We start from the raw sequence: 22,772 nt of genomic DNA, 5'->3' as shown, positions 1-22,772 counted from the left end.
AATTAAAAGGTATGAGCCCGGTGCAATACCGGACTCATGCCCAACAAATTGCCTAATGAAATAACCTGTCTAACTTATGGGGGTCACTTCACATAAAAGGCTCTTTCACTTTTTTATTGTCATTTTCTTCCATCATCCAACACTCACGTTAGTTTTTCAATAAATACAACCTTGAGATAGTTTCCTTCCTTGTAACTCTTTATCGTTTTGAAATCTGGTGGAAGCCGGAACTCCTCAAGAATATTGTATTCAGCACCTGCCTGATGAAAAGCTTTTTTAATAAACCCTTTAAACTTGTCCATGCCAAACGTACTGCTGTTCGTTGATGCAACGATTATGCCATTCTTCTCTGTAATATGAATAGCTTTTTCCAGTAAGTCGGGATAGTCCTTCCCCGCGCTAAATGTATTCTTCTTTGAACGCGCATAGCTCGGCGGATCAAGGATAACTAAATCAAATACAAGCTTTTTTCTAACCGCGTACTTAAAATAGTTAAACACATCTTCCACAATAATATCCTGTGCTTCATAGTCAATCCCGTTCATACTGAATTGTTCAATAGTTTTGCTTTTGCTTCGATTGGCTACATCCACACTGGTTGTTTTAACCGCTCCTCCTAGGGCTGCAGCTACCGAAAAGGCTCCTGTATAAGAGAACGTATTTAACACCCGCTTCCCTTCAGCATACCGGTCTCTAATCGCCTTTCTCACTTCTCTCTGATCAAGAAAGACCCCCACCATGGCGCTCTCATTTAAGTAGACGGCAAAATGAATGCCGTTCTCCTTTACAATAAGAGGAAAGGAAGCCCTCTCTCCTTCTATAAAGTCATCATCCTCTATATAAGCTCCTTTTTCGGCAAAGCGCTTCTTTTCATAAAGCCCTTTGAAAGCTGTGATTGTTCTTAAAGACTGAACAATTTCTTCTTTAAAACGGTAAATACCTTCACTGTACCAGTTGATAAGAAAGTAGCCATCAAAGAAATCAATCGTTAATCCGCCAATACCGTCGCCTTCTCCATTGAAGACTCTAAATGCAGTCGTCTCTTCATCTTCAAAGAAGGACTTTCGTGCATCTATCGCTACCTTGAGTTTCTTCTCGAAAAACGGTTGATTCATTTCTTCCTTTGGGTTTCTCGTTAAAACCCAGCCGCACCCTTTATTTTGCAAGCCGTAATATCCTTTGCCGAGAAACTGGCCTTTTTCATCAACCAGTTCAATAACCGTTCCTTCCTTTTTAAGATCCCTCCAATTGAGGATTGCCTCTTTTTTAATAAGGGGATAACCCGCCTTTAAGCTTTTCACGTGCGCTGGCTTCACCTTTAACTTTACTGTTTGATTCATTTGATCACCCTATCATTTTGGTTAGAGTACATTATAACAGTCTCTGTTACTATACCCCTTATTAAAGTTTGCTTTGCAGTATGGATCGACAAATAAGAAAAGAAGCCTCATCTCTTTAGAATTGGCTTCTTTTGATTATAGTAATACAGTTTTTCATATACCGACAACCTGTATAGATAAGAAAATAAAAATAATTCCATCTTAGACAAATAATATATTCGCTTACTCGGTTATCCTGTTACTACTCCATACAATTGTTCGTTCACATCGAGGTGATTCGTGTTAATCTCTGTTAACGTATCAATCAGCTCTTTCGTCTCTGTTCGGTGAACCCTGCGTGAAATGGCCCGGTTTGGAGCTGTTTTAAACAAATATTCCTCTTCTTCTGTCTCCGGAATGACTCCCGGTACAGGCACCGGCTTTCCAGCCTCATCTACTGCTACAAGAGTTTGGAAGGAGACCGCAGCAATTCGTCTTTCTCCCGTCATTAAATCCTCTGCTGTAGACCGTATAAATACTTCCATGGACGTTCGGCTTGTCCAGGTTACATAAGCGACTAAACAGATAGAATCGCCTACGCGTACTGGAGAAAGAAAATCAACCGAATCGGTAGATGCTGTTACACATGGCCTTCTCGCATGACGGGTAGCGGACAACACAGCTACTTCATCAATCAACTGCATTAGCCGGCCGCCGAATAATGTGTGATGATGCTGTGTATCTGGCGGAAGAACGATATTAGCCTTTACACAGCGGGATAATTTACATGGTTTTGCTTCCATTGCTGATCACCTCGTCGTTTTCATAAGTTGTATTTACTGTATTATAACAGAACTAAATAGATTATGTTGTTATAAAACAAAATATTTTTTGTAAAAAACGAAAATTGTGACAATATACCTACAAATGTCATTATGGTGATGTTATCTTGAGCGCAGCCTATCGTTTTTAACGCTTTACATACGAAAAGACAATGGACCAGCAGGGGCGTTCCCTTTCATCCATTGCCTTTCAACATTCCTTTTAATATATCTCCGCTTTATTAGCTGTCTATTTCATATTCCTGCAGATTGACACTCTGCAAGGTCACACGCTGAAACTTTTTCGGACGCGGATACGGAGCTGTAGCATCGATGCCTGCCTTTGTACCAATACCGTTCACTGTCATCGGATTCAGTTCATGTCCTTTAACGTTAGGAATGAGGATCACTCCCTTTTCGGGATCATGACGTGTAGCGATTGCCCATTCTACATCCAGGGGATCATACATATTTACATCTTCATCTACAACGGTGACACGACGCAAAGGAGGGAATGCCTCAAATGCGGCATGGATAGCCTCAGTTTGGACACCTTCTCTGCTTTTTTCGACTTGTACAACAGCATGGTAAAAGCCGCAGCCGCCGTATGTCAGGAAAACTCCCTTTACATCAGGCACCCGGCTTGACACATGGTGGAAAATGCTGGCCTCGGCCATTAATCCGACAGCATTGTATACTTCCCGGCCCGGCATAATAGCGTGGAAGATCGGTTTCTCGCGTCGAGTGACCGCCTTCACTTTAATGGCCCACCTATTGTCTTGTTCTGCATAGTACCCTGTGACTTCACCAAAAGGACCTTCCGGTTCTCTTGTATGGGGAAGAATTTCTCCCTCGATAATATATTGAGCGTCAGCAATTCCTTCTACTTCTACTTCCTGTGAGCGCAGCAGCTGTAGAGGCTCGCCCAGCAGCTCGCTTGCTACTCCCAGCTCGTCCTGATCGAGCGAAGCCGCATTGCTTGGAGTGACAGCTGCAAAGTGAACAGCTGGCCCCACACCATTATTGATTGTCACTTCCAAAGGGACTCCCATTTTTTCTGCGCGCTCGTAATAATCACGCAAATGACGCCCCATATCCAGCTGCATGGTTAGACGGTTTGGTCCGGAAACCATTAGACGCTGGATAGATGCATTTCTTACACCAGTCTCTGGATCCTTTGCAATCAGGACACAGGCATCTAAATAAGGACCGCCGTCTTTTAATGCAAGTGTTGGAATAGGGATATCCTTCAGCATGTCCTCATTCGCGTCCAGGACCACTTCATTAGCTGGTCCCTCTTCCACGACGATAGGGTCGACTGGGTTCTTCTGCCAGTTCGCTACTGAATCCGCCATAAAAAACGGCAGGTTTTCTTCTTCTGTATCAAAGATCGCCGCAAGTAAAGAGCGGTTCCAGTACAAGCCTGTAAATAATGGCGCAGAGGATGCGTCAGACAAGGCTTCAAAGAGTACTGCTTTGCCTCCATCAAATCGGCTTGCTACTCCCGCCATTTCATGCTTAAGGCTGACTTCACTTTTTACTGCAGCCAACAATTCGTTATCTTTTAGAAATTCTACGATCCCTTGCAAGTCTGCTAGCCGGCGAGCGGCCAGGTTTGCTGAAGGTTTCATTGTAGCTTTTGTTGATTCCATTTAATAGCCTCCTGTCCTTTTACAGCTGAGATGCAGGAGCCATTACTCCTCGCCCCAGCGTTTGAATTCTCCTGTATCTAAGTCGAAAAGGTCCAGGACTCTTCCGACGGTTTGATCTACCATATCATCAATCGTTTCTGGCTTCGTGTAAAATGCCGGGACAGGCGGGAAAATAATGCCGCCATTTTCCGTGACCGCCTGCATGTGCTTAATGTGCGAAAGAGACAAGGGCGTCTCCCGAAGCATAAGCACGAGTCTTTTCCTTTCTTTTAAGACCACATCTGCCGCACGGGCAATTAAATTGTCTGATATACTATAGGCAATTTGAGACATGGTCTTCACCGAACACGGGGCAACAATCATCCCCATCGTCTGATAAGAACCGCTCGAGATCGCTGCTCCGATATCCTTCGCAGAATAGTTCACATCTGCCAGCGCCTTCAGGTCATGAATGGTCATATCTGTTTCGTAAGCCAATGTCATCTGAGCTGATTGCGATACGACCAGATGGGTTTCAATATCTAACCGTTTTAACACTTCTAGCAGCCTTACGCCGTATATAATACCGGTTGCTCCGGTAATTCCAATAATCATCCGCTTTTTCTTCACTGTATTCCCGCCTTGTGTATAAACTCTCGTTCTTATGTAAATCGATTCAAGATTAATAGTATCACATTTTAAGAATGAGCCGCCCTCTGATTTTCTACTTTTCTGAATTTGTTTGTACCTTGATGAACTAGTGTGAAACAAAAAAAGACCTGTATTCGTAACCACTCCTTACGAATACAAGGCCGCTCTCTTTTTAAAAATATAAAAAGTAAATAACAAGTACTAATATAATCCGGTAAATAGCAAATGGAATTAATTTAATTTTGTTAATTAATTTCAAAAAGAAACGAATAGAGATTAATGCGAATACGAAAGCACTAATAAACCCGACAATGAAAAATGGCAAAGCATCTAAAGTGAAATATTCCCAATTTTTTAATAGTGACAGGAAGCTGGCACCAGCCATGATCGGAACAGCCATAATAAAGGTAAAGTCTGAGGCTGTACGGTGATTCATGCCCAGCAATACACCACCCGAAATGGTAGCACCCGATCTAGAAAAACCTGGCCACAACGATAAACATTGAATGAGCCCTACTCCTAATGCTTGCTTATAGCTAATTTGGTCAACTGATACGACCTTTGGATTTTTAGATCGGAATAAATCAGCAACGATCATAAAGACGGCACCTATAAACAGACCGATTAGAACAGTTTCGGTCGTAAATAAGTTTTCATCAATATAATCCTCAAATAACAGCCCTAGAACCCCCGCCGGAACTAAACCGACAATCACGTGGGTAAGTTTTAAATGATTAGCAGCTGCTTGATTGTATTCATTCTTATTAAATATACGATTTAGCCCTAATAAGTCTATGAATCTATCCTTAAACACAATGACAACAGCTAGAATCGATCCGAGCTGAATGACGATTTTAAAGGTGTTTGCTGCATATTGACCTAAAAATTCGGTAGACTTTAACCACATATCATCCACTAAGATCATATGGCCCGTTGAGGATACAGGGGCAAACTCTGTTAATCCCTCCACCAATCCTAGTATGATTGCTTTTAGTAACTCAATAAAATCCATTCTTTAAGCTCCTTAACCTTTAATTTTTTATCTCTTTTAACAGAAAATATATTATCTCACATTTTTTATGTAACCTGTACTCGTATACCTTAGTTAAATGCGTATTTCCAACTCTCTCCCCTCACCTCCTGTGCTCGCTCTATCTTTATCTTATCTGCCTCTTGTGGACAATGCCATTTCTTAACGTTACAGTTACCTTACAATCTCGTAAGGTAGTGTTACGGGGCACACATTTAGCGGCTGTAAGGGGTAGTATATGAATCATTCCCAACGGCTTTTCAATAATTCAAGTAGTAAACGATATTACCATATGTTATCTTACTATTATAAAAATAGAGATAGAGGGAAAATTGATGTCAAAGAAACAAAAAGCAATCATCATTGGCGGAGGAATTGCCGGGAAACTGGCGGCACGGGTTCTATCGGATTGCTTCAAGGAGGTCCTCGTTTTAGAAAGAGATTCTAAAAGTGTGGGACCGGTACCAAGAAAAGGAGCACGACAAGGTGAACACCTGCATGCCCTTCTCCACGCAGGTCAATATGGACTAGAAGAGCTCTTTCCAGGCATTACAAAAAAGTTTTACGACAGCGGCGCCATTAAGATCAATTCCACAACGGACCTTTCCTGGCTGCACCATGGCGTATGGAAGCTGCGTTATGATGGAGGGTATACAACTACACTGCAAACACGCCCGCACCTTGAATGGCACATTGAACAATACATGGAACAAATTCCAAACGTAACATGCTGCTACCAAGCAAAGGTGAAGAACTTTTTATTTCAAGAAGAAGAAAATAGGGTCTACGGTGTTGAAATACAGAAGGCGGACCGGTCCACCAGAATGATAACAGCGGATCTCATTGTTGATACAAGCGGCGCATCTAGTATGACATCGACCTGGTTAGAAAAAAGGGGCATCGCTGTCCCTCACCAAAAGGTGGATATTGGTCTGAGTTATGTAAGCCAGACTTTTCAATTGCCAGATGACCCAAACAGAGACTGGAAAATTAAAATGATTTATCCAAATCCTCCATACGAAAAAATTGGCGGCACGATTTCTAAGATAGAAGGAAATCGCTATATTGTTACGGTAATGGGCTACCTTCACGCTATTTCAGAAAAAGAAGGAACGAAAAGTGCCAAAAGCCTTTTAGAGCTAGTCAAAAGGCTGCCCGCCTTAGATATTTATCATGAGTTACAGGATGCCATACCTTTAACTAAAGTTTCTACTTTCCGTGTCCCGCAAATAAAATGGAAACGAATAGATCAAGTTAAATCATTTCCTGATGGACTCTTGTTAATGGGAGATACTGTTTGCAGAATCGACCCCGTTTTTGGTCAGGGCATGAGTATTGCTGTGGTTGAAGCGCTGACATTAAAGAAAACCCTCGGGGAATTGAACGGCTCTCTTCAGCAAGCCATTACTGCCTTTCACCGAAAAATTGCTCGGGTTATTGCGCCCGTTTGGCAGATGGTCATTACGGAAGATTTCCGTTACCCAGGCATAACGGGCAAGAGGTCTCCATTCTTAAAAACCCAGCAATGGTATGCTAAGCAGGTTTATTTACTGTCATCCAAAAATGAGCATATCTATGATACCTTTGTTAAAGTTATGAACCTCGTCCAACCAATCAATAGTCTGATGCAGCCACGTATTTTGATGAGCGTTTTAAAGCGAGCTCTTTTTAAATAACAAAGAAACGGTTCTCATGCCTGAACAAATAGAGAACCGTTCGAGTTCTTGAATGATTCCTCAGTTCCCCCTTTAAAGTGAACTTTTTTCCTCTTCACCCATCGAGAAATGCTAACTATTATTGAAGGACGGTATTTATTTAATTCATTCTTTTAAAAGCATGTAAAAGATTGAATTCGTCGTAAATCTATTCCGAAGTACACCCATCTAAAGCCATTCCAGCGGAACCCTGCGATCGATCTTCTTCCAACGAATATTGGATAAAACCAAAATTGCTGGCGGTTTCTTAGCCATACATAGGTATACCTAAACAAGCATCGGACAATGCCTCCTGGGTCTACAGCAAAAGCGGCTGGTTGTTGTGTAGGAACAAAAGCAGGCGGGGGTGAAGTTGGCGCCCCGGGCTGTTGACCTTGACCCGGCTGCCCAAAAGGAGGAAAGAAGCCCGGCGGACCCATTGGCGGAAACGGCTGAACAGGCTGCCTCTCTTCCCATGCGCTTCTATAACTACCATCACTTTCCATGTGGTGTGGCACAGATTGAATATAATAGTCTTCATCCATAGGATCGTAATCAAAATAAGGATGATCATGTTGATACATAAGACTCACTCCTTCATTCTTTTTACTCACCTCATTCTATTCATGGGTCTCCTGCGTATCAACTTGTACTTCACAAATGTGCATATGCCTACTTTTTATTTGATAGGTTAAGGACTAACGAACTTGGAGTCAGTTCAGTGAGGGTAAACTTTTTAATATCGTTTTAATCGAGGGACTATGCCAAAACCTTCCGTGTTTCCTTTCCTGTTATGCCTGCCAAAGCTGATTACTCGCTTCATCCAGTTTTCTAACAATGGATTCAAGCTGGTTCCTTGAACAATATTAGATTAATGACAGTAAATATTCTCTTCACGAATATTTACTGTACTACTCTCACCGCTTAAAATGACCAATAGCTATGAAGGCAGCTTAGGGTTTATTGATTCCATTCGCTGCTCCTTTTCTACCGCTTTTCTTTTTCGTTTCAATAGTTTCTGTAATGGGCTAAAATATTTGTAAAAGGTGAAAGAACTTTCAGAATGGAGAGAATGGAATGAGGATCGTTATAGCGGGTGGCACGGGATTTATCGGGCAAAAGCTGACGGACGCTCTGATTGAAGCCGGGCACGAAGTACTCATTTTAACAAGGAAGGAAAAGGCGCCCGCAGGAAAGATCTCATATGTAAAGTGGCTTGAGGAAAGTGCTTCCCCAGAAAGTCAAATTGGGAATGCTGATGTATTTATTAACTTAGCTGGCGTTTCCATAAACAATGGGAGGTGGAATGCGGCCCATCAGAAACAAATTTATGATAGCCGGATGGAAGCAACGGATGAATTATTAAGAATTACTTCAGTCTTGCCAAAAAAGCCTTCAGCCTTCATCAATGCAAGCGCCATCGGCATTTATCCATCCTCATTCAGTGCTGTATATACGGAAACTTCCTTGGAGACGGCAAAGGATTTTCTAGGCAAAACCGTTCATGACTGGGAAGAGAGAGCCAAGCAAGCAGAGAGCTACTCCAACCGGATGGCTTTTATGAGATTCGGTGTTGTGCTTGGAAATGAAGGCGGAGCATTCCCGCTCATGTCACTGCCGTATAAATTCTTTGCAGGCGGCACTGTCGGATCAGGCAAGCAGTGGGTATCATGGGTTCATATTACTGATGTCGTAAGATCCATCCTATTTGTCATTGAAAAGGAGAACATACATGGGCCCGTCAATGTTACCTCCCCCTCTCCTGTACGGATGAAGGATTTTGGCAAAACCATCGGCGCCGTTTTACACCGGCCTCACTGGCTGCCCGTACCTTCCTTGATGATGAAGTTAGCTCTCGGTCAAAAAAGCACCCTCGTTCTTGAAGGACAGCATGTGATACCGGAAGTACTAACTGAAGAAGGCTTTCAATTTATGTTTCCTTCCCTCCGTCTCGCTTTAGAGGATCTATTGACAAAAAGGTAAGCAGCTGTCCCTTTCGTTTATGCAGATGGAAAAGCCGCACACCTCACCAATTCAAAGAAAGAGATTCCATCTGCATGCGCTCAAGGGAGGGAACTTAATATAAGAACAAGCTACGGTTATCCATAAAGGTCCGCTTGGTTTTGGGTGACGTTATTGGTTAACTATTGGGCTGATGCTCTGTTAATATTACCCCTGCAAAGTTTCCGCTCAATACCTGCTTCTCATTTTGATTCATGCATAGAAAAGTCGCAAAAATCGATAATCTATTGATGTCCTTCTTTTCCAGCTTTTCGATCGTTACTTCACAGCTTATCGTATCTCCAGTGAAAACCGGCCTCAAAAACTCAAAATTCATTGTACGAGCTAATACATTATAATCCCCGCCAACTTTTGTTGGTAATGTAGCCGTTAACAATCCCTGCACCACAAGCCTCCCTCGTTCATCAGGATTAATATGGTGATCCCCTTCATCCATGGACACTTTTGTAAACACTTCCACATCTTCTTCTGTAAATGTCCGTTCAAATCGAATGATCTCTCCAGCCTGTAAATTCATGAAAATCCTCCTAACCCAATCTTTTTACCAACAAGTGTGAAAGCAAAATTTGAAGCAAGATACAACGGGTTTTCATTCACTCATTAGCTTTCTTTACTATATGAAAATAGGTTAGCCTGCCAATCTTTCGGCTTCATATTTTTATCCATCCATTCCTTCTCTGGTGCCGTATAAGGGGCAGTAGCGATTAAATGATGATCGCGCCAGATTGCTGCTCCAGAGCGAATCATTTCATCAAGCAAAACCTGGACAAATTCCTCCGGCTGAAGCTGGAAAGCATAACGTGCGAAATCCTGGAACCAGCCACAATTTAATAAATAATGATCAATTTCTTCTTTTGGCAATCCATTTTTTATAATTAATGTGAAAGCAAAAATTCTCTTACAGGCATGCCAGGAAATTTTTTCTCGGTTTTTGAGCCACTTTTCAAATCGTTTCTTTGCTGCATCGATAGAAGCACCTGGATTCTCGATTTGAGATCCGTGTCCCGAATAGGCCTGCCTGATTCGGAGCTTAGACAACCGATTTAAGCTTTCTATCGATCGCTGGATCGGGGCCACGCCCTCTCGAAACATATTTAACCATCCGATATCATTTCCATGAAAAAGATCCCCGCAAATAAGTATCTCTTCTTCAGGCTCATATAAAGAAATATGTCCTAATGTATGTCCCGGTGTATGTAAGACCTTCAAGGTGCTGCTTCCTGTATGAATCTCATCATTATCTGAAAGCAATACACTGACTCGATAAGGCTCTACAGGCTGATCTAGCCATTCTGCACTACAAGCTTCAGGGTCACAAGAGTTAATTAAATCGGCATCCCAAGTATGAGCGGCAATCGGAATATCATACTTTTTTTGAAAATGAAAGTTCCCTCCTACATGATCGCTATGATAGTGCGTGTTCACTATAAGATGTAATTCTTCCGGAGAAACACCTGCTTCTTTAATTAATTGCTCTGCTTCTTCCGCATCGCTCCCAAAGCCAGTATCAATTAGGATGGGACGCTGATCCTTAATAAGGACCATGTTGGCACTTGGAAATTTTCTCTCAAAGAAAATAATTTTGGAGTGTTTCATCAACTATTCCTCCTTACATTCCATGGTAAAACGATGATGATTGAACGTTCGGTCAATGATCCTACTTATAACCTCACACATTTTACAGAAAATATCAATTATTCTGTTTTCTATGCTTATAATCATCGACTTTCGTTCTTCTGCTATTTTCAATGCTCTTTCATAAATATATATCTAAAAATTGTACGGGATATAAGTTGACAGCACAAAGGTACTAGTGATTTTACAAAAAACTGACGGAACCAGTATCAACTGATTCCGTCAGCAATAGTTCATTTAAGATGCTATAAAGCAAAAAATTGGCGGACATGAGCCCGGTTCAATGCCGACCTCGCTCAGCCCATTAACTGCCTACTATAAATTCTGGCTTTTTGGGGTTCACCAGTTTAACGTCCGGCTTCGCTTTTCCTTTGAATTGAGGCACTTCTATTGTTTTCCCGCTCCATCCAAATTCTTTGACTCAAAGTTATCGAGTAATGTACGCACTTCGTCTGTTGACTCTGTGCTCATCAATTGATTTCTTAATTCACTCGCCCCTCGGAATCCTTTGACATATATCTTAAAGAAGCGATGAAGAGCCTTGAACGGACGCAGCCCTAAATTTGAATATTTATCATGGAGATCCAAATGCAGCCTTAAAAGATCGAGCAATTCCTTACTGCTGTGGTCTCTCGGCTCCTTTTCAAAAGCAAATGGATTACTGAAAATACCGCGCCCAATCATAACCCCGTCAATATCGTATTGATGAGCGAGCTTTAAGCCAGTTTGACGGTCAGGGATATCCCCATTGATCGTCAAGAGTGTATCTGGTGCCACCTGGTCACGAAGTTTCTTAATTTCCGGGATCAGTTCCCAGTGAGCATCTACCTTGCTCATTTCCTTTCTTGTGCGCAGATGAATGGAAAGGTTGACAATGTCTTGTTTCAGTATGTGTGTCAGCCAGTCTCGCCATTCGTCTACATCCGTATAACCAAGCCTGGTCTTTACACTGACGGGCAATCCTCCTGCTTTTGCTGCTTGTATTAACTCTGCTGCAACTTCTGGACGACGGATAAGCCCGCTGCCCTTCCCATTCTGTGCCACATTAGGTACAGGACAGCCCATATTGATATCCACTCCCCGGTAGCCCAGTTCCGCCATACCGATACTCATTTGCCGAAAGTTTTCAGGCCTGTCCCCCCATATGTGGGCTACAATTGGCTGTTCGTCCTCAGTAAAAGTCAAACGCCCACGCACACTATTTTTTCCCTCTGGGTGACAATAGCTCTCCGAATTTGTAAACTCCGTAAAAAACACATCAGGTCTAGCTGCTTCACTCACTACATGGCGAAAAACAACATCTGTTACCTCTTCCATTGGTGCTAGTATAAAAAAAGGCCGTGGTAAATCACGCCAAAAATTATCTTTCATCTTCAAATCAAATCCTCTCATTATGGGATACCAGACCAAGCCCTTATCCCAACATTAAAAAGCAAAATATCCTGCTTCTTTTTACACTTATACCATGCCTAAACACTTTTTATCAAACCAATCGGACATGTTTATTTTGACTTCACAATCTCTGTGCAGCCAAAATAATCCCCTGCTAAAAAAGACTGAAAATAAAGCTGAAGGAACAGTGGATTGACAAGGTTCCAACGGGAAAAAGACCCCGACATCGCAAAAGGATTTTTTTAACGAAATTAGGGTCAGACTAGCAAGATTTTATTTATTCCATCATTGGGATTACACTTTCCTCACAAGCTTCGTCACACTCTCTACATGAGCTGTCTGCGGGAACATGTCTACTGGTTGAGTATACTCAACGTCATACAGGCTGCTTAGCTGATCGATGTCTTTAGCAAGCGTAGACGGGTTACAGGAGACATAAATGAAGCGTTCCGGTTTTACCTTCCGAATCGTTTGCAGCAGCTTCTGGTCACAGCCAGTGCGCGGCGGATCGACAATAACAACGTCCGGCTTCCATCCTTCCTTCAGCCATTTCGGCAGCCATTCTTCCGCAGTGCCAACCTCATACACGGTCTTCATATTTAGCTCTTTAGCATTTTCTCTTGCGTCTTCAATGGATTCCGGGATCACATCCATGCCTCTAATTTCCGCCGCTCCCTCACCGACCCAGCGGCCGATCGTTCCTGAGCCGCAATACGCATCAACGACCTTCTCTTTCCCTGTAAGCTGTGCTGCTTCCTTTACTTCATCATACAGCTTCACCGTCTGCTCGGGGTTTAACTGGAAGAACGCACGCGCCGATAGGGCATACGATTGATCTTTAAGCCGCTCTCGAATCGTTTGTGGCCCAGCAAGCGGAAAGCTGCGATCACCAAACACAAGCGGGGTTTTCTTTTTATTCACGTTGTGAATGATGGATGTCACCTTCGGCAGCCGCTTCTGAATTTCTGACACGATCAGCTCTTTCTTCGGCAGCTCCTCTGTGGCTGTCACCAGTACGACTTGTATTTCGCCAGTAGCTACACCGACCCGGGTCACAATCGTTTTCACCGACCCTTGATTCTTCTTTTCGTCATAGATAGAAATATTCAGGTCGCGTAGAATCTCCTTTACGACATTCAGCACATCATTGAGTACCGGCTGCTGGACAATACAGTCAGGAATATCAATAAGCCGATGCGAATTAGGACTGTACAACCCAGCGATAATCATCCCATCGCGCTTTCCGACCTGAAATTGGCTTTTGTTTCGGTAAAACCACGGATCCTCCATGCCAATCGTGTCTCGAATATCGAGGGATCCAACCGGCAGCTTCGTATACCGTTCAAGTGCCTGAATAAGAATATCCTTCTTGCCAATGAGCTGCTGTTCATAGTGCATGTGCTGAAGCTGGCAGCCGCCGCATTTGTGATAGACGGGGCACGGCGGGGTTGTCCGGTGCTCTGACTTTTTGCGGATATTTTTAATTCGTGCTTCCGCAAACTTTGGATGTACTTTCGTGGCTTCTACCACGACTTCTTCTCCTGGCAATGCGCCGGGCACAAACACAATTTTCCGTTTAAAGAAGCCTACTCCCTCGCCGTTAATACCAATGCGCTTAATCGTCAGCGGAAAGGTTTGCTTCACCTTCAAGTCCACTTGCTTTGCTCGTTTATCCTGTTTCATCAATGATCACGTCCTTATTGTTCCGTCCTGTTGGATTCATACCCTTCATTATAACGAAAAAACAGGACTGCCGAAAGCAGTCCCTAAATCGTTGAAGCCTGTTTCTGCTTCTTCATATAATCATCGAGGCTTTTGAAGCGGTATCCCTGTTTCTTGAGGTCTTTGATGGCTTTCGGAAGCGCTTCTGCGTTATCCTTAGAAACGGTATGAAGCAGCAGAACGGCTCCCGGGTGTACCTGCTTCATAATGTTATCATAGGAATATTGCCAGCCCTTTTGGTTATCGGTCTGCCAATCCACGAAGGCAAGCGACCACATCACATGCGTGTAGCCCTCTTCCTTCGCAAGCTTCAATGTTCTTTCGCTGAAAATCCCGCGAGGCGGCCGAAGATAGTTCATCTCCTTCTGCTTCGTCAATCGGGCTGTTTCCTCTTTCACCATTTTCAGCTCTTCTCTAAGCTTCTCATCATTGACTTGTGTTAAGTCTGGATGATGCCAGGAATGGTTTCCGATAATATGTCCTTCTTTATTCATACGCTTCACGAGCTCAGGTGCACTTTGCAAGTAGTGACCGGTAACAAAAAATGCAGCCGGTACTTTTTCTTTTTTGAGCGTATCTAGTATGTCGGCTGTATAGCCATTTTCATATCCGTTATCGAAGGTTAAATAAAGAACCTTCTTCTTTGCGCTGTCTTTATAGAACGCGCCATACTTACCTAACAGCTGATCAAGCTCTGCCCCTGCTTCCGCCTGCTGGCCATCGCCGCCTTTTTTGAAGCCCCAGTGAATCGCTTCATTCGAAGCGGACGAAGCGAAGGAAACAGAACTAAAGAAAAAAAGCGAAACAAGCATTACATAGATGATTCGTTTCATTATCATCTTCCTTTGCTTTTTTCTTTAGTGTCCATTCCCTCTCATGAAATTATCCGTATTTTGCGGATTTTATTTTCACCAAAAATAACTAATAAATAGTCCAATCGACAGCAGAAATCCGAAAAATGTATTCGTCTGTCCTGTCGCTTTCATCGCCAAGATGGTATGCTTCGGCTTCTCCTCGTCCATGAAGTTCCTCACAGCTTCCAGAGGCTTTGGAAGACTTAAGAAAATAAGCAGCAGCCACGGGCTTGCTAGTCCAGCAATAATTAGACCTACGATCCAAGCATATGAAAATGCAAACAGCGCTGCTAAAAAGATAACTGCGTTTTTGTGACCAAGTAAAATCGCGAGTGTTTTCCGGCCGCCTTTCGTGTCTTCCTCAATGTCCCTAATGTTATTGGAAAGGTTAATCGCCCCGACTAAAATGGCAATCGGCACTGAGATCAGGATGCTTTCTGCAGTAACTGCCCCTGTTTGTATAAAGAAAGCAATCAATATAAAGAAGGAACCCATAAATACACCAGAGAATAATTCTCCAAACGGCGTATACGCAATCGGCAGCGGCCCGCCTGTGTATAAATACCCTACCGCCATACCGGCAAGACCGACGAGCGCGAGCCACCAGCTGCTGTTCGCACAAATATAAATTCCCAGCAGAAGAGCCCCGCCATAACAGGCAAGCGCCATGTTAAGCACGGTTTGAGGCTTCATACCATGACGGACAATACCTCCGCCGATTCCGACCGATTCTGCCGTATCCAACCCACGCTTAAAGTCGTAATACTCATTGAAGAAATTCGTAGCAACCTGAAGCAGCAGACACGCAAGCATCATAGCAATAAACAAGCTCATATCTATCGGTACATAAAACATAGCCAGCACCGTTCCAATCAATACAGGCACAAACGAAGCCGTCAGCGTGTGAGGACGAGTGAGCTGCCATAACAGCTTCGCTTTACTTTGCTGGGGAGCGGTACTTGGTTGATTTGCATTTACTTCGTGATTCATTCCCCTCTTCCTTTCTTAGTGAATCGATAATAGAAGAAAACCATCTATATATTATAACAAAAAGCATTTCTTCTTAAAGAAAAATCGGAATAGGTTTTTGGCGTCTCAAAAAAACTTCCCGTCCATTTCTTGAACGGGAAGTTTCTTTTTTATTAGCTGAATACAGGCTCTTTAAATTGAGAAAGCTTTTCTAAAGAAGATTTGTCTACATGCTCGTGCAGACTGTTGCCATGTGAGTCCATTGTGACAACCGCTGTGAAGTCTTCCACCTGCAAATGCCACATAGCTTCTGGAATACCGAACTCCATTAAGTCCACGCCATCAACAGACTTGATGCAGTCTGCATAGTATTGAGCGGCTCCACCGATAGCGTTCAAGTACACACCGCCGTGCTCCTTGAGTGCTGCCAATGTTTTAGGTCCCATTCCGCCTTTACCGATGACCGCGCGAATACCGAACTTCTTCATGATATCTCCTTGGTAAGGCTCCTCGCGGATAGATGTTGTTGGGCCGGCAGCTTTTACGTGCCATTGGCCTTGTTCATCCTTCAGCATAACTGGTCCACAGTGATAAATCACTTGGCCATTTAAGTCAACCGGTGCATCATGATCCATTAGATGCTTATGGATCGCATCACGTCCTGTATACATTCTTCCTGTAATTTTAACCACGTCGCCAACCTTCAGCTCGCGGATTTGCTCTTCCGTAATCGGTGCTTGCAGAGTGAATGTACGGCTTTCAGACTGCTCTGCTGCTTCCTTCTTCGCCTCGTCGAAGGACACCTCTTCACCATCTTGGTAGAACCATTCTTGAATTTCCCCAGATGCTGCATCAATTTGGACACCTAGGCGGCGGAACGCCCAGCAGTTGTATGCTACGGATACGAAGAAGCTTGCAGGAAGACGGTTTGCTACGCCGACTTTACAGCCAAGAAGTGTCGTTTCTCCTCCGAAGCCCATTGTACCAATGCCTAGCTCGTTCGCATTTTCCATCACGTATTCTTCTAATTGACGGAGCTGTTCGTTCGGATTTACATCGTCTACACGACGGAATAATTGATCCTTCGCCAGCTCATAACCGCTTGTGCGGTCTCCTCCGATGCCCACACCGATAAAGCCGGCGCTGCAGCCTTGACCTTGTGCCTGGTAAACAGAATGCATGATACACTTGCGGATGCCGTCTAAGTCGCGGCCAGCTCGTCCAAGCCCATCAAGCTCGCAAGGCAGGCTGTACTGAATATTTTTATTCTCGCAGCCGCCGCCTTTTAGAATTAAACGAACGTCAATATAGTCATTCTCCCACTGCTCAAACTTAATAACTGGTGTACCAGCTCCTAAGTTATTGCCGCTGTTCGCACCTGTAAGAGAGTCGACAGAATTCGGACGCAGCTTTCCAGCTTCCGTTGCTTGTTCAAGAGCTGCGTGAATAGCTGCTTTTATTTCCAGCTGGTTAGCACCAACAGGCGTTTTCACCTTGAAGGTAGGCAAACCTGTATCCTGGCAAATCGGAGAAATGTTCTCATCCGCCATTTTAATGTTATTTGTAATTGTATCTAAGCTCATCGCTGCGCTCGTACCCGCGTTTTCCCGGATAACGGCTTCTTTTACTGCCCGGCGTACATCTTTAGGCAGGTTTGTGGAAGTTTCCACGATCAACTCATACATACTTTTCTGAAATTGTTGCAGATCCATCATTGTTCCCCTTCCCTGTGCACTATTTATGTATGTCTCTTTTTGCATCGTACTTATTTATTATACCGCCCCATTTTGTCGTTTGAAAGACAAAAAAAGAATCTGCTTGCGCAGATTCGTCCTATCTTTTCTGAAATTGTTTGTATTTCTCTTCAATATCCTCAATCATTTGCAGCAAGCGGTCAACGTCCTCTAATTCTGTCTGTTCTGGGTCAATGGCATCGAGGACTTCTACAAATATATTTAAGCGTTCTTTTAAATAATGTACCTGCTCATTTTTATCAGTGATCGCTTTCATGATCTTCTTATGCACTCCTGTCATTTGCTTTTCGTGCTGATACAGCTCTTTCCATCCTAAAGGATTTATGTTCTTCATTCAACCTTTTCCACCGAAAAACCTCGTTTAACCTTCTTTTTACTGACTTACTGATTTGTAGCTGAAGGCTACATGGTTCTTGATCGGTATCCAGGCGCTGATGGATTGGGAGTTCACATTCTTCACTACAATCGCACGTTTAGAGCCCGAAACGACTAAATAAACTTCTCCGTAGGTTACCGTTCCTTTTTCATGGACGGCAGGTGCATAAGCATATAAGTAGCCTGCTGTGTTTGGTGCTACATTGTAGGCATCATCCTGGGTCGTGCCTGCACCAAGTGCCGTTGAATAGGCCAGCGGCCAGCCCGTTTTCTCGAGTGCTTTCTGGAGGATCATTTGCTGAATCTCTTCTGACTTCGGCAATTTAGCTGACAAGCCGCCTCTCACTACTTTATGTGCTTCTTGCACGTAATGGATTTGGTATTTATCAGTACCTCCGCGATTATCATAGAAATTCGTATTCACCTTTTGATACTCCCAATTAGGCGTGGTTTCTTTCGAATGATACGCCAGCGGCCATTCACCCAAGTACACAGAAATCCTCTCACCGAAAGCGAATGGAGACTTCTTGATGGACGTTTCATTTAACAAGCGGATCAGCACAGGATTATTAATCTTTACCTGGGAGGTGCTCAAAAGCTCCTTTGTCAATTCACTCGGCTGCAGCTTCGCTAGTTCCTTCTCCTCATTTAAATAGGTATTTTCACGGGAAAGGTCCTTTACCGAAGCGGGCATTTTCAAGGCTGATTCCTTTTTATCTTTGTCTTTCGCCAGTCCTGTCTCTGGAGCAACGGTATATATGAAGGCGATGATCAGGCATAATAGCAGACGAATTCCTTTCATCACTCTTTATCCTCCTCAAATTCTTTTCCTTAGTTTGCTCTTGGCTTGTCTGCTTATCCATCCGCTTACAAAAAAAGAACCCAGCTATACAGCTGAGTTCTTCCGTATGAATCCAGGGCCTCCTTAAAGCAGGTAAAAGCCAATTCCCATGATCGCATAGGCGGCAAGCAGCGTCAGTCCCTCAAACCAGTTCGTTTCCCCGTCATTAGAGATGATAATCGCAAGCAGGACTGCGGACGCCATAGAGATAAGCTCTGGAACAGTAAAGACGAGCGGCATAGGCTCTGGAAATAGCAAAGAGAGCAAGACGAGTACCGGAGCAACAAACATCGCAATTTGCAGGGTGGATCCGACCGCAATTTCAACAGCTACATCCATTTTATTCTTCACTGCCATAATAATAGCGGAAGCATGCTCTGCAGCGTTTCCGACAATTGCAACGATAATCACCCCGATAAACAGCTCAGACCAGCCTAGCGTTTCACCAACGGTCTCAAATGTGTGTACGAGGCTCTCCGATACATACGCTACAGCTGCCGTTGCCAATAGCAAAATAAGAATCGCTTTTCCTTTTGACCATTCCGGCTCTTCCTCGTGAGCCGTCTCACTGTTCTCTTTATTACCGGCATACACCCCGCGGTGTGTCACCAGCTTGAAGAACAGCGCAGCTAAATAAAGAGCTATTAATACGATAGAAATCCCAATACTTAACGTTAAGGTATCGGACTCATTCATCCCCATAGAGAAAATCTCAGGAATCACAAAAGCCACGATAACAGCAAACATGAGCAATCCAGAGTTATGGCGTGCATCGTGCTCATTAAAGACTTGCCGTTTGAACTTAATGCCTCCTAAAAAGAAGGAAAGTCCGGCTACAAGCAGCAAGTTACCAAGCACAGAACCCGTTAAGGAAGCCAGCACGACTTCAATCAAGCCTGCCTGCAGAGCAAAGATCGAGATAATCAGCTCAACGGCATTTCCAAAAGTCGCATTCAGTAGTCCGCCAATCCGCGGTCCCGCTACAATGGCTAAGCTCTCTGTCGCCCGGCCCATATAGCTTGATAACGCAATGATCGTGATACAGTAAATAACGAACATCAACATTGTCGGCCAGTGCAACAGGGAGCCGACTACAGACAAAGGCACACCTAATAAAACTAAAATCCCAAAAATCTTGCCCATCAGCTAACCCCTTTTCTGTTAAGAAATAAAATAAGAGCCATTAATGACTTCATTTACCCTATTTGCCTATTTCTTAACATTTGAGAAAGGATTTATTCAGCCGGAATCATTTCGAACGTTTCAATGACTTCAATGGCAGGAACAACAGATTGAACCATAGAACAGTTCTTTCGTGTCAGATCCATTGCTTTTTTCAGCTTTTCCTCTTTTAAATTCTTTCCTTTAATGAGGAAATGCACCTCTATCTTTTCTATGCGGTCTGCCTCTTCCTTATTACGCTCAACATTTGCTTCAATTTGGATGTCTTCAATCTCCATACGCTGTTTTGCGAGAATTTTGCGCAGTACGCCCCCACTGCAGACAGCGATAGAAGCAACCATTAATTGATAAGGACGGAATCCGTACGCCTCATCGCTCGATACATCTAAGCGTCCATATGGAAATTCCGTTGTAAATCCGCCTTCCTTCATCTGAAACTTCATTTATTTCTCCACCTCACTTATTTAATTCACCTTATTTTAAAGCATTTAAAATAAAACATCCATATGCTAGAAAGAAGCGAAAAAATACTGCTTGTCTCTCCCTTTCTTTTTATAATGGGATATGTTACTATATACTTAATTAGAATTATTATAATCTGATAAAAGCGTTATTTTAATTGAGAAACCTTAAAATATCAGCAATGATAATTGATTTCATTTATTAACCCTTATATAACAATTGAATAACATTCTCAATTAAAATAGAGAAATATCAATTAAGGAGGAGAAATATGACTTCAGAAGCAAAAGCTTTACCTGTCCGCACCCAAAAAGAAATTGGCTGGCTTAAAGCCGTCAAGCCCCATGCTGAATTAATCGCTGCCATTATAAGCGGCCTGCTTATATTAACCGGGTGGCTCTTTAGTCATAATGGAGAACAAGCCGCTGCCGTTACCAGTTACCTGCTCTCCTTTGTCATTGGCGGATTCGCAAAGGCCAAGGAAGGCATTGAAGAGACAATCGCCGAGAAAAAGCTAAATGTCGAACTGCTTATGATTTTAGCTGCCATTGGATCAGCCATTATCGGTTACTGGGCTGAGGGAGCCATTTTGATTTTCATTTTTGCTCTCAGTGGCGCTCTAGAAACGTACACGATGAATAAGAGCCAAAAGGAGATCTCTTCATTAATGGACATTCAGCCTGAGGAGGCCTGGCTCGTAAGTGATGGGGACGAACGGCGGGTTCACGTTTCCTCTCTGTCTATCGGGGATGTCATACTCGTTAAGCCTGGGGAGCGCATCCCCGTGGATGGCTCGGTTGTAAAGGGACACACCACTATCGATGAGGCTGCTATTACCGGAGAATCCATTCCTGTCTCTAAGCAGCAGGACGCTGAAGTGTTTGCTGGTACTGTTAATCTTACCGGTTCTGTATACGTAGAAGTGACAAAACCGTCCAGTGAAACGCTCTTTCAAAAAATTATTGATTTAGTTCAGTCTGCACAGAGTGAGAAATCTCCTTCACAGCTGTTCATTGAACGATTCGAAGGAACGTACGTGAAGATTGTACTCGCTATTGTTGCTCTAATGATGTTCCTGCCACACTTTTTGCTCGGCTGGAGCTGGACGGAAACCTTTTACCGGGCTATGGTGCTGCTCGTGGTTGCTTCTCCTTGTGCACTCGTCGCTTCTATTATGCCCGCGACTTTATCAGCCATCTCAAATGGTGCGCGGCGTGGGATTTTATTTAAAGGCGGCGTTCACCTGGAGAACTTAAGCCACATCAAAGCGATCGCCTTCGACAAAACAGGCACGCTGACAAAAGGTGCACCAGAAGTAACGGATGTAGTTGTCCGGGATGATCTTTCCGTTGATGACCTGCTTGCGGCTGCTGCATCTATTGAAAGCCAATCTAATCACCCCCTTGCTCAATCGATCGTCCGTTACGCAGAAAAGCATCAAATACCTTATTCTGCACCTGACCAGCTGGAGGATGTAGCCGGCTGGGGCGTAAAAGGAACTGCCCTAGGAAAAGAGTGGAAAATCGGCAAGGCTGATTTTGTCGGCAAAGAAGCGGCCCACTCTTTCTATCGCGGCGTCGCTAAACAATTAGCAGCTTCCGGAAAAACAACGGTTTTTGTAGAAGATGATCAAGGAATTGCAGCTGTTATCGCTTTGAAGGATTTAATTCGCGAGGAGACAAAGCAAGCGTTGGAGCTGCTTCAGCAAGAAGGCATTCATACCGTCATGCTCACAGGGGATAATGAGATGACCGCGAAAGCAATCGCTGAGGAAGCGGGTATTGATACGTTCATCGCAGAGTGTCTGCCCAAACATAAAGTTGATCATTTGAAGGGTTTAATAGACGATTACGGCACTGTAGCTATGGTTGGTGACGGCATCAATGATGCACCTGCCCTCGCTACTGCCAATGTAGGGATTGCCATGGGAGAAGGCTCGGATGTAGCCTTAGAAACAGCAGATATCGTCTTGATGAAGAATGATTTACCCAAAATTGCCGAAGCGATTCGTCTTTCGAAGAAAATGCAGCGAATCATTAAGCAAAACGTCATCTTCTCTATCACGGTCATTATGCTCCTTATTATTTCTAATTTTCTTCAGGCAGTCGACCTGCCATTCGGAGTCATCGGCCATGAGGGAAGCACCATTCTCGTAATTTTGAATGGATTACGTCTATTGAAAGCAGAGTAGCATGAGCATACGTTTCATAAAAAAACCGCCAGAGAGTTTCCTCTCTGGCGGTTTCATTCTGTTGATAAAGTCTTCTGTCAATGGACAAGCAGTGAAAAAATATGTAGAATCTCCTCAGAATACGTGAAAGAGGAGATTTTTTTATGTTCTTTTCTCACACCTACCAGGAAATTGAACAAAACCGGGCGTTCTATCTTCACATGTATGATGCTTCCCATCAGCTTGTC

Annotated in this window: 20 protein-coding genes; 3 read left to right on the top strand and 17 right to left on the bottom strand. The window is 43.6% G+C overall.

All coding sequences use genetic code 11. The features are described 5' to 3' along the window. Positions 1-143 precede the first annotated feature (143 nt). The 5 genes from QY97_RS16140 to QY97_RS16120 all read right to left on the bottom strand — a co-directional run bounded on the left by QY97_RS16140 (position 144) and on the right by QY97_RS16120 (position 5,434). On the bottom strand, positions 144-1,340 hold the full coding sequence (locus tag QY97_RS16140; RefSeq protein WP_039232931.1) for a class I SAM-dependent rRNA methyltransferase: 1,197 nt from the start codon (positions 1,338-1,340) through the stop codon (positions 144-146). A gap of 230 nt (positions 1,341-1,570) precedes the next feature. Then, positions 1,571-2,122, bottom strand: coding sequence for an acyl-CoA thioesterase (locus tag QY97_RS16135; protein WP_046128787.1), 552 nt, complete (start codon positions 2,120-2,122; stop codon positions 1,571-1,573). A gap of 260 nt (positions 2,123-2,382) precedes the next feature. Then, positions 2,383-3,792 (bottom strand): UbiD family decarboxylase, encoded by a 1,410-nt coding sequence (locus QY97_RS16130; RefSeq protein ID WP_052729001.1) that lies wholly within the window; start codon positions 3,790-3,792, stop codon positions 2,383-2,385. A gap of 42 nt (positions 3,793-3,834) precedes the next feature. Then, positions 3,835-4,386 carry a UbiX family flavin prenyltransferase gene (locus tag QY97_RS16125; protein ID WP_039232936.1) on the bottom strand — a complete coding sequence of 184 codons (552 nt, stop codon included), beginning with the start codon at positions 4,384-4,386 and terminating at the stop codon, positions 3,835-3,837. A 208-nt stretch (positions 4,387-4,594) separates the two neighbouring features. After that, entirely contained in the window at positions 4,595-5,434 is an 840-nt protein-coding gene (locus QY97_RS16120) for an undecaprenyl-diphosphate phosphatase (protein WP_039232929.1), read from the bottom strand. A gap of 353 nt (positions 5,435-5,787) precedes the next feature. Here QY97_RS16120 and QY97_RS16115 point away from each other — a divergent pair, with 353 nt between their 5' ends. Then, complete coding sequence (locus QY97_RS16115) at positions 5,788-7,128, top strand: NAD(P)/FAD-dependent oxidoreductase (protein ID WP_039232926.1); 1,341 nt, start codon at positions 5,788-5,790, stop codon at positions 7,126-7,128. Positions 7,129-7,280: 152 nt separating this feature from the next. Here QY97_RS16115 and QY97_RS16110 read toward each other — a convergent pair whose 3' ends face one another. After that, positions 7,281-7,652 (bottom strand): hypothetical protein, encoded by a 372-nt coding sequence (locus QY97_RS16110; protein WP_083965894.1) that lies wholly within the window; start codon positions 7,650-7,652, stop codon positions 7,281-7,283. 571 nt (positions 7,653-8,223) lie between these two features. Here QY97_RS16110 and QY97_RS16105 point away from each other — a divergent pair. After that, positions 8,224-9,129, top strand: coding sequence for a TIGR01777 family oxidoreductase (locus QY97_RS16105; RefSeq protein WP_039232924.1), 906 nt, complete (start codon positions 8,224-8,226; stop codon positions 9,127-9,129). A 157-nt stretch (positions 9,130-9,286) separates the two neighbouring features. On the opposite strand, the gene QY97_RS16100 is transcribed toward QY97_RS16105, so the two are convergent. The 11 genes from QY97_RS16100 to QY97_RS16050 all read right to left on the bottom strand — a co-directional run bounded on the left by QY97_RS16100 (position 9,287) and on the right by QY97_RS16050 (position 20,335). Further along, complete coding sequence (locus tag QY97_RS16100; RefSeq protein ID WP_039232923.1) at positions 9,287-9,685, bottom strand: hotdog domain-containing protein; 399 nt, start codon at positions 9,683-9,685, stop codon at positions 9,287-9,289. A gap of 83 nt (positions 9,686-9,768) precedes the next feature. Beyond that, positions 9,769-10,764, bottom strand: coding sequence for an MBL fold metallo-hydrolase (locus QY97_RS16095; protein ID WP_039232921.1), 996 nt, complete (start codon positions 10,762-10,764; stop codon positions 9,769-9,771). 426 nt (positions 10,765-11,190) lie between these two features. Further along, positions 11,191-12,174, bottom strand: a complete 984-nt coding sequence (locus QY97_RS16090) for a tRNA dihydrouridine synthase (protein WP_039232934.1) — start codon at positions 12,172-12,174, stop codon at positions 11,191-11,193. 315 nt (positions 12,175-12,489) lie between these two features. After that, positions 12,490-13,878, bottom strand: a complete 1,389-nt coding sequence (gene rlmD / locus QY97_RS16085) for a 23S rRNA (uracil(1939)-C(5))-methyltransferase RlmD (RefSeq protein WP_039232920.1) — start codon at positions 13,876-13,878, stop codon at positions 12,490-12,492. 83 nt (positions 13,879-13,961) lie between these two features. Then, positions 13,962-14,750: a delta-lactam-biosynthetic de-N-acetylase gene (gene pdaA / locus QY97_RS16080; RefSeq protein ID WP_039232919.1), complete on the bottom strand. Its 789-nt coding sequence runs from the start codon at positions 14,748-14,750 to the stop codon at positions 13,962-13,964. Between the two features lie 75 nt (positions 14,751-14,825). Next, entirely contained in the window at positions 14,826-15,761 is a 936-nt protein-coding gene (locus QY97_RS16075) for a 1,4-dihydroxy-2-naphthoate polyprenyltransferase (RefSeq protein ID WP_039232917.1), read from the bottom strand. Positions 15,762-15,913: 152 nt separating this feature from the next. Next, entirely contained in the window at positions 15,914-17,452 is a 1,539-nt protein-coding gene (locus tag QY97_RS16070; RefSeq protein ID WP_039232914.1) for a fumarate hydratase, read from the bottom strand. A 121-nt stretch (positions 17,453-17,573) separates the two neighbouring features. Beyond that, the gene (locus tag QY97_RS16065) at positions 17,574-17,750 is read right to left on the bottom strand and encodes an SE1561 family protein (protein WP_099098580.1); all 177 of its coding nucleotides are present in this window, start codon (positions 17,748-17,750) and stop codon (positions 17,574-17,576) included. Positions 17,751-17,867: 117 nt separating this feature from the next. Then, complete coding sequence (locus QY97_RS16060; RefSeq protein WP_099098579.1) at positions 17,868-18,671, bottom strand: YfkD famly protein; 804 nt, start codon at positions 18,669-18,671, stop codon at positions 17,868-17,870. A gap of 123 nt (positions 18,672-18,794) precedes the next feature. After that, positions 18,795-19,853, bottom strand: a complete 1,059-nt coding sequence (gene cax, locus QY97_RS16055; protein ID WP_039232906.1) for a calcium/proton exchanger — start codon at positions 19,851-19,853, stop codon at positions 18,795-18,797. Between the two features lie 92 nt (positions 19,854-19,945). Further along, a complete protein-coding gene (locus QY97_RS16050; protein ID WP_039232902.1) occupies positions 19,946-20,335 on the bottom strand; it encodes an OsmC family protein in 390 nt (129 codons plus the stop codon). Positions 20,336-20,625: 290 nt separating this feature from the next. Between QY97_RS16050 and QY97_RS16045 the strand changes: the two genes are divergently transcribed. Then, positions 20,626-22,545 (top strand): heavy metal translocating P-type ATPase, encoded by a 1,920-nt coding sequence (locus QY97_RS16045; RefSeq protein WP_039232900.1) that lies wholly within the window; start codon positions 20,626-20,628, stop codon positions 22,543-22,545. The last annotated feature ends 227 nt before the right edge of the window (positions 22,546-22,772 follow it).

Source organism: Bacillus thermotolerans, from assembly GCF_000812025.2.
Taxonomy (GTDB): Bacteria; Bacillota; Bacilli; order Bacillales; family Domibacillaceae; genus Quasibacillus; species Quasibacillus thermotolerans.
Note: the sequence above shows the minus strand (reverse complement) of the source record. Positions and strands in the feature narration are given on the sequence as shown.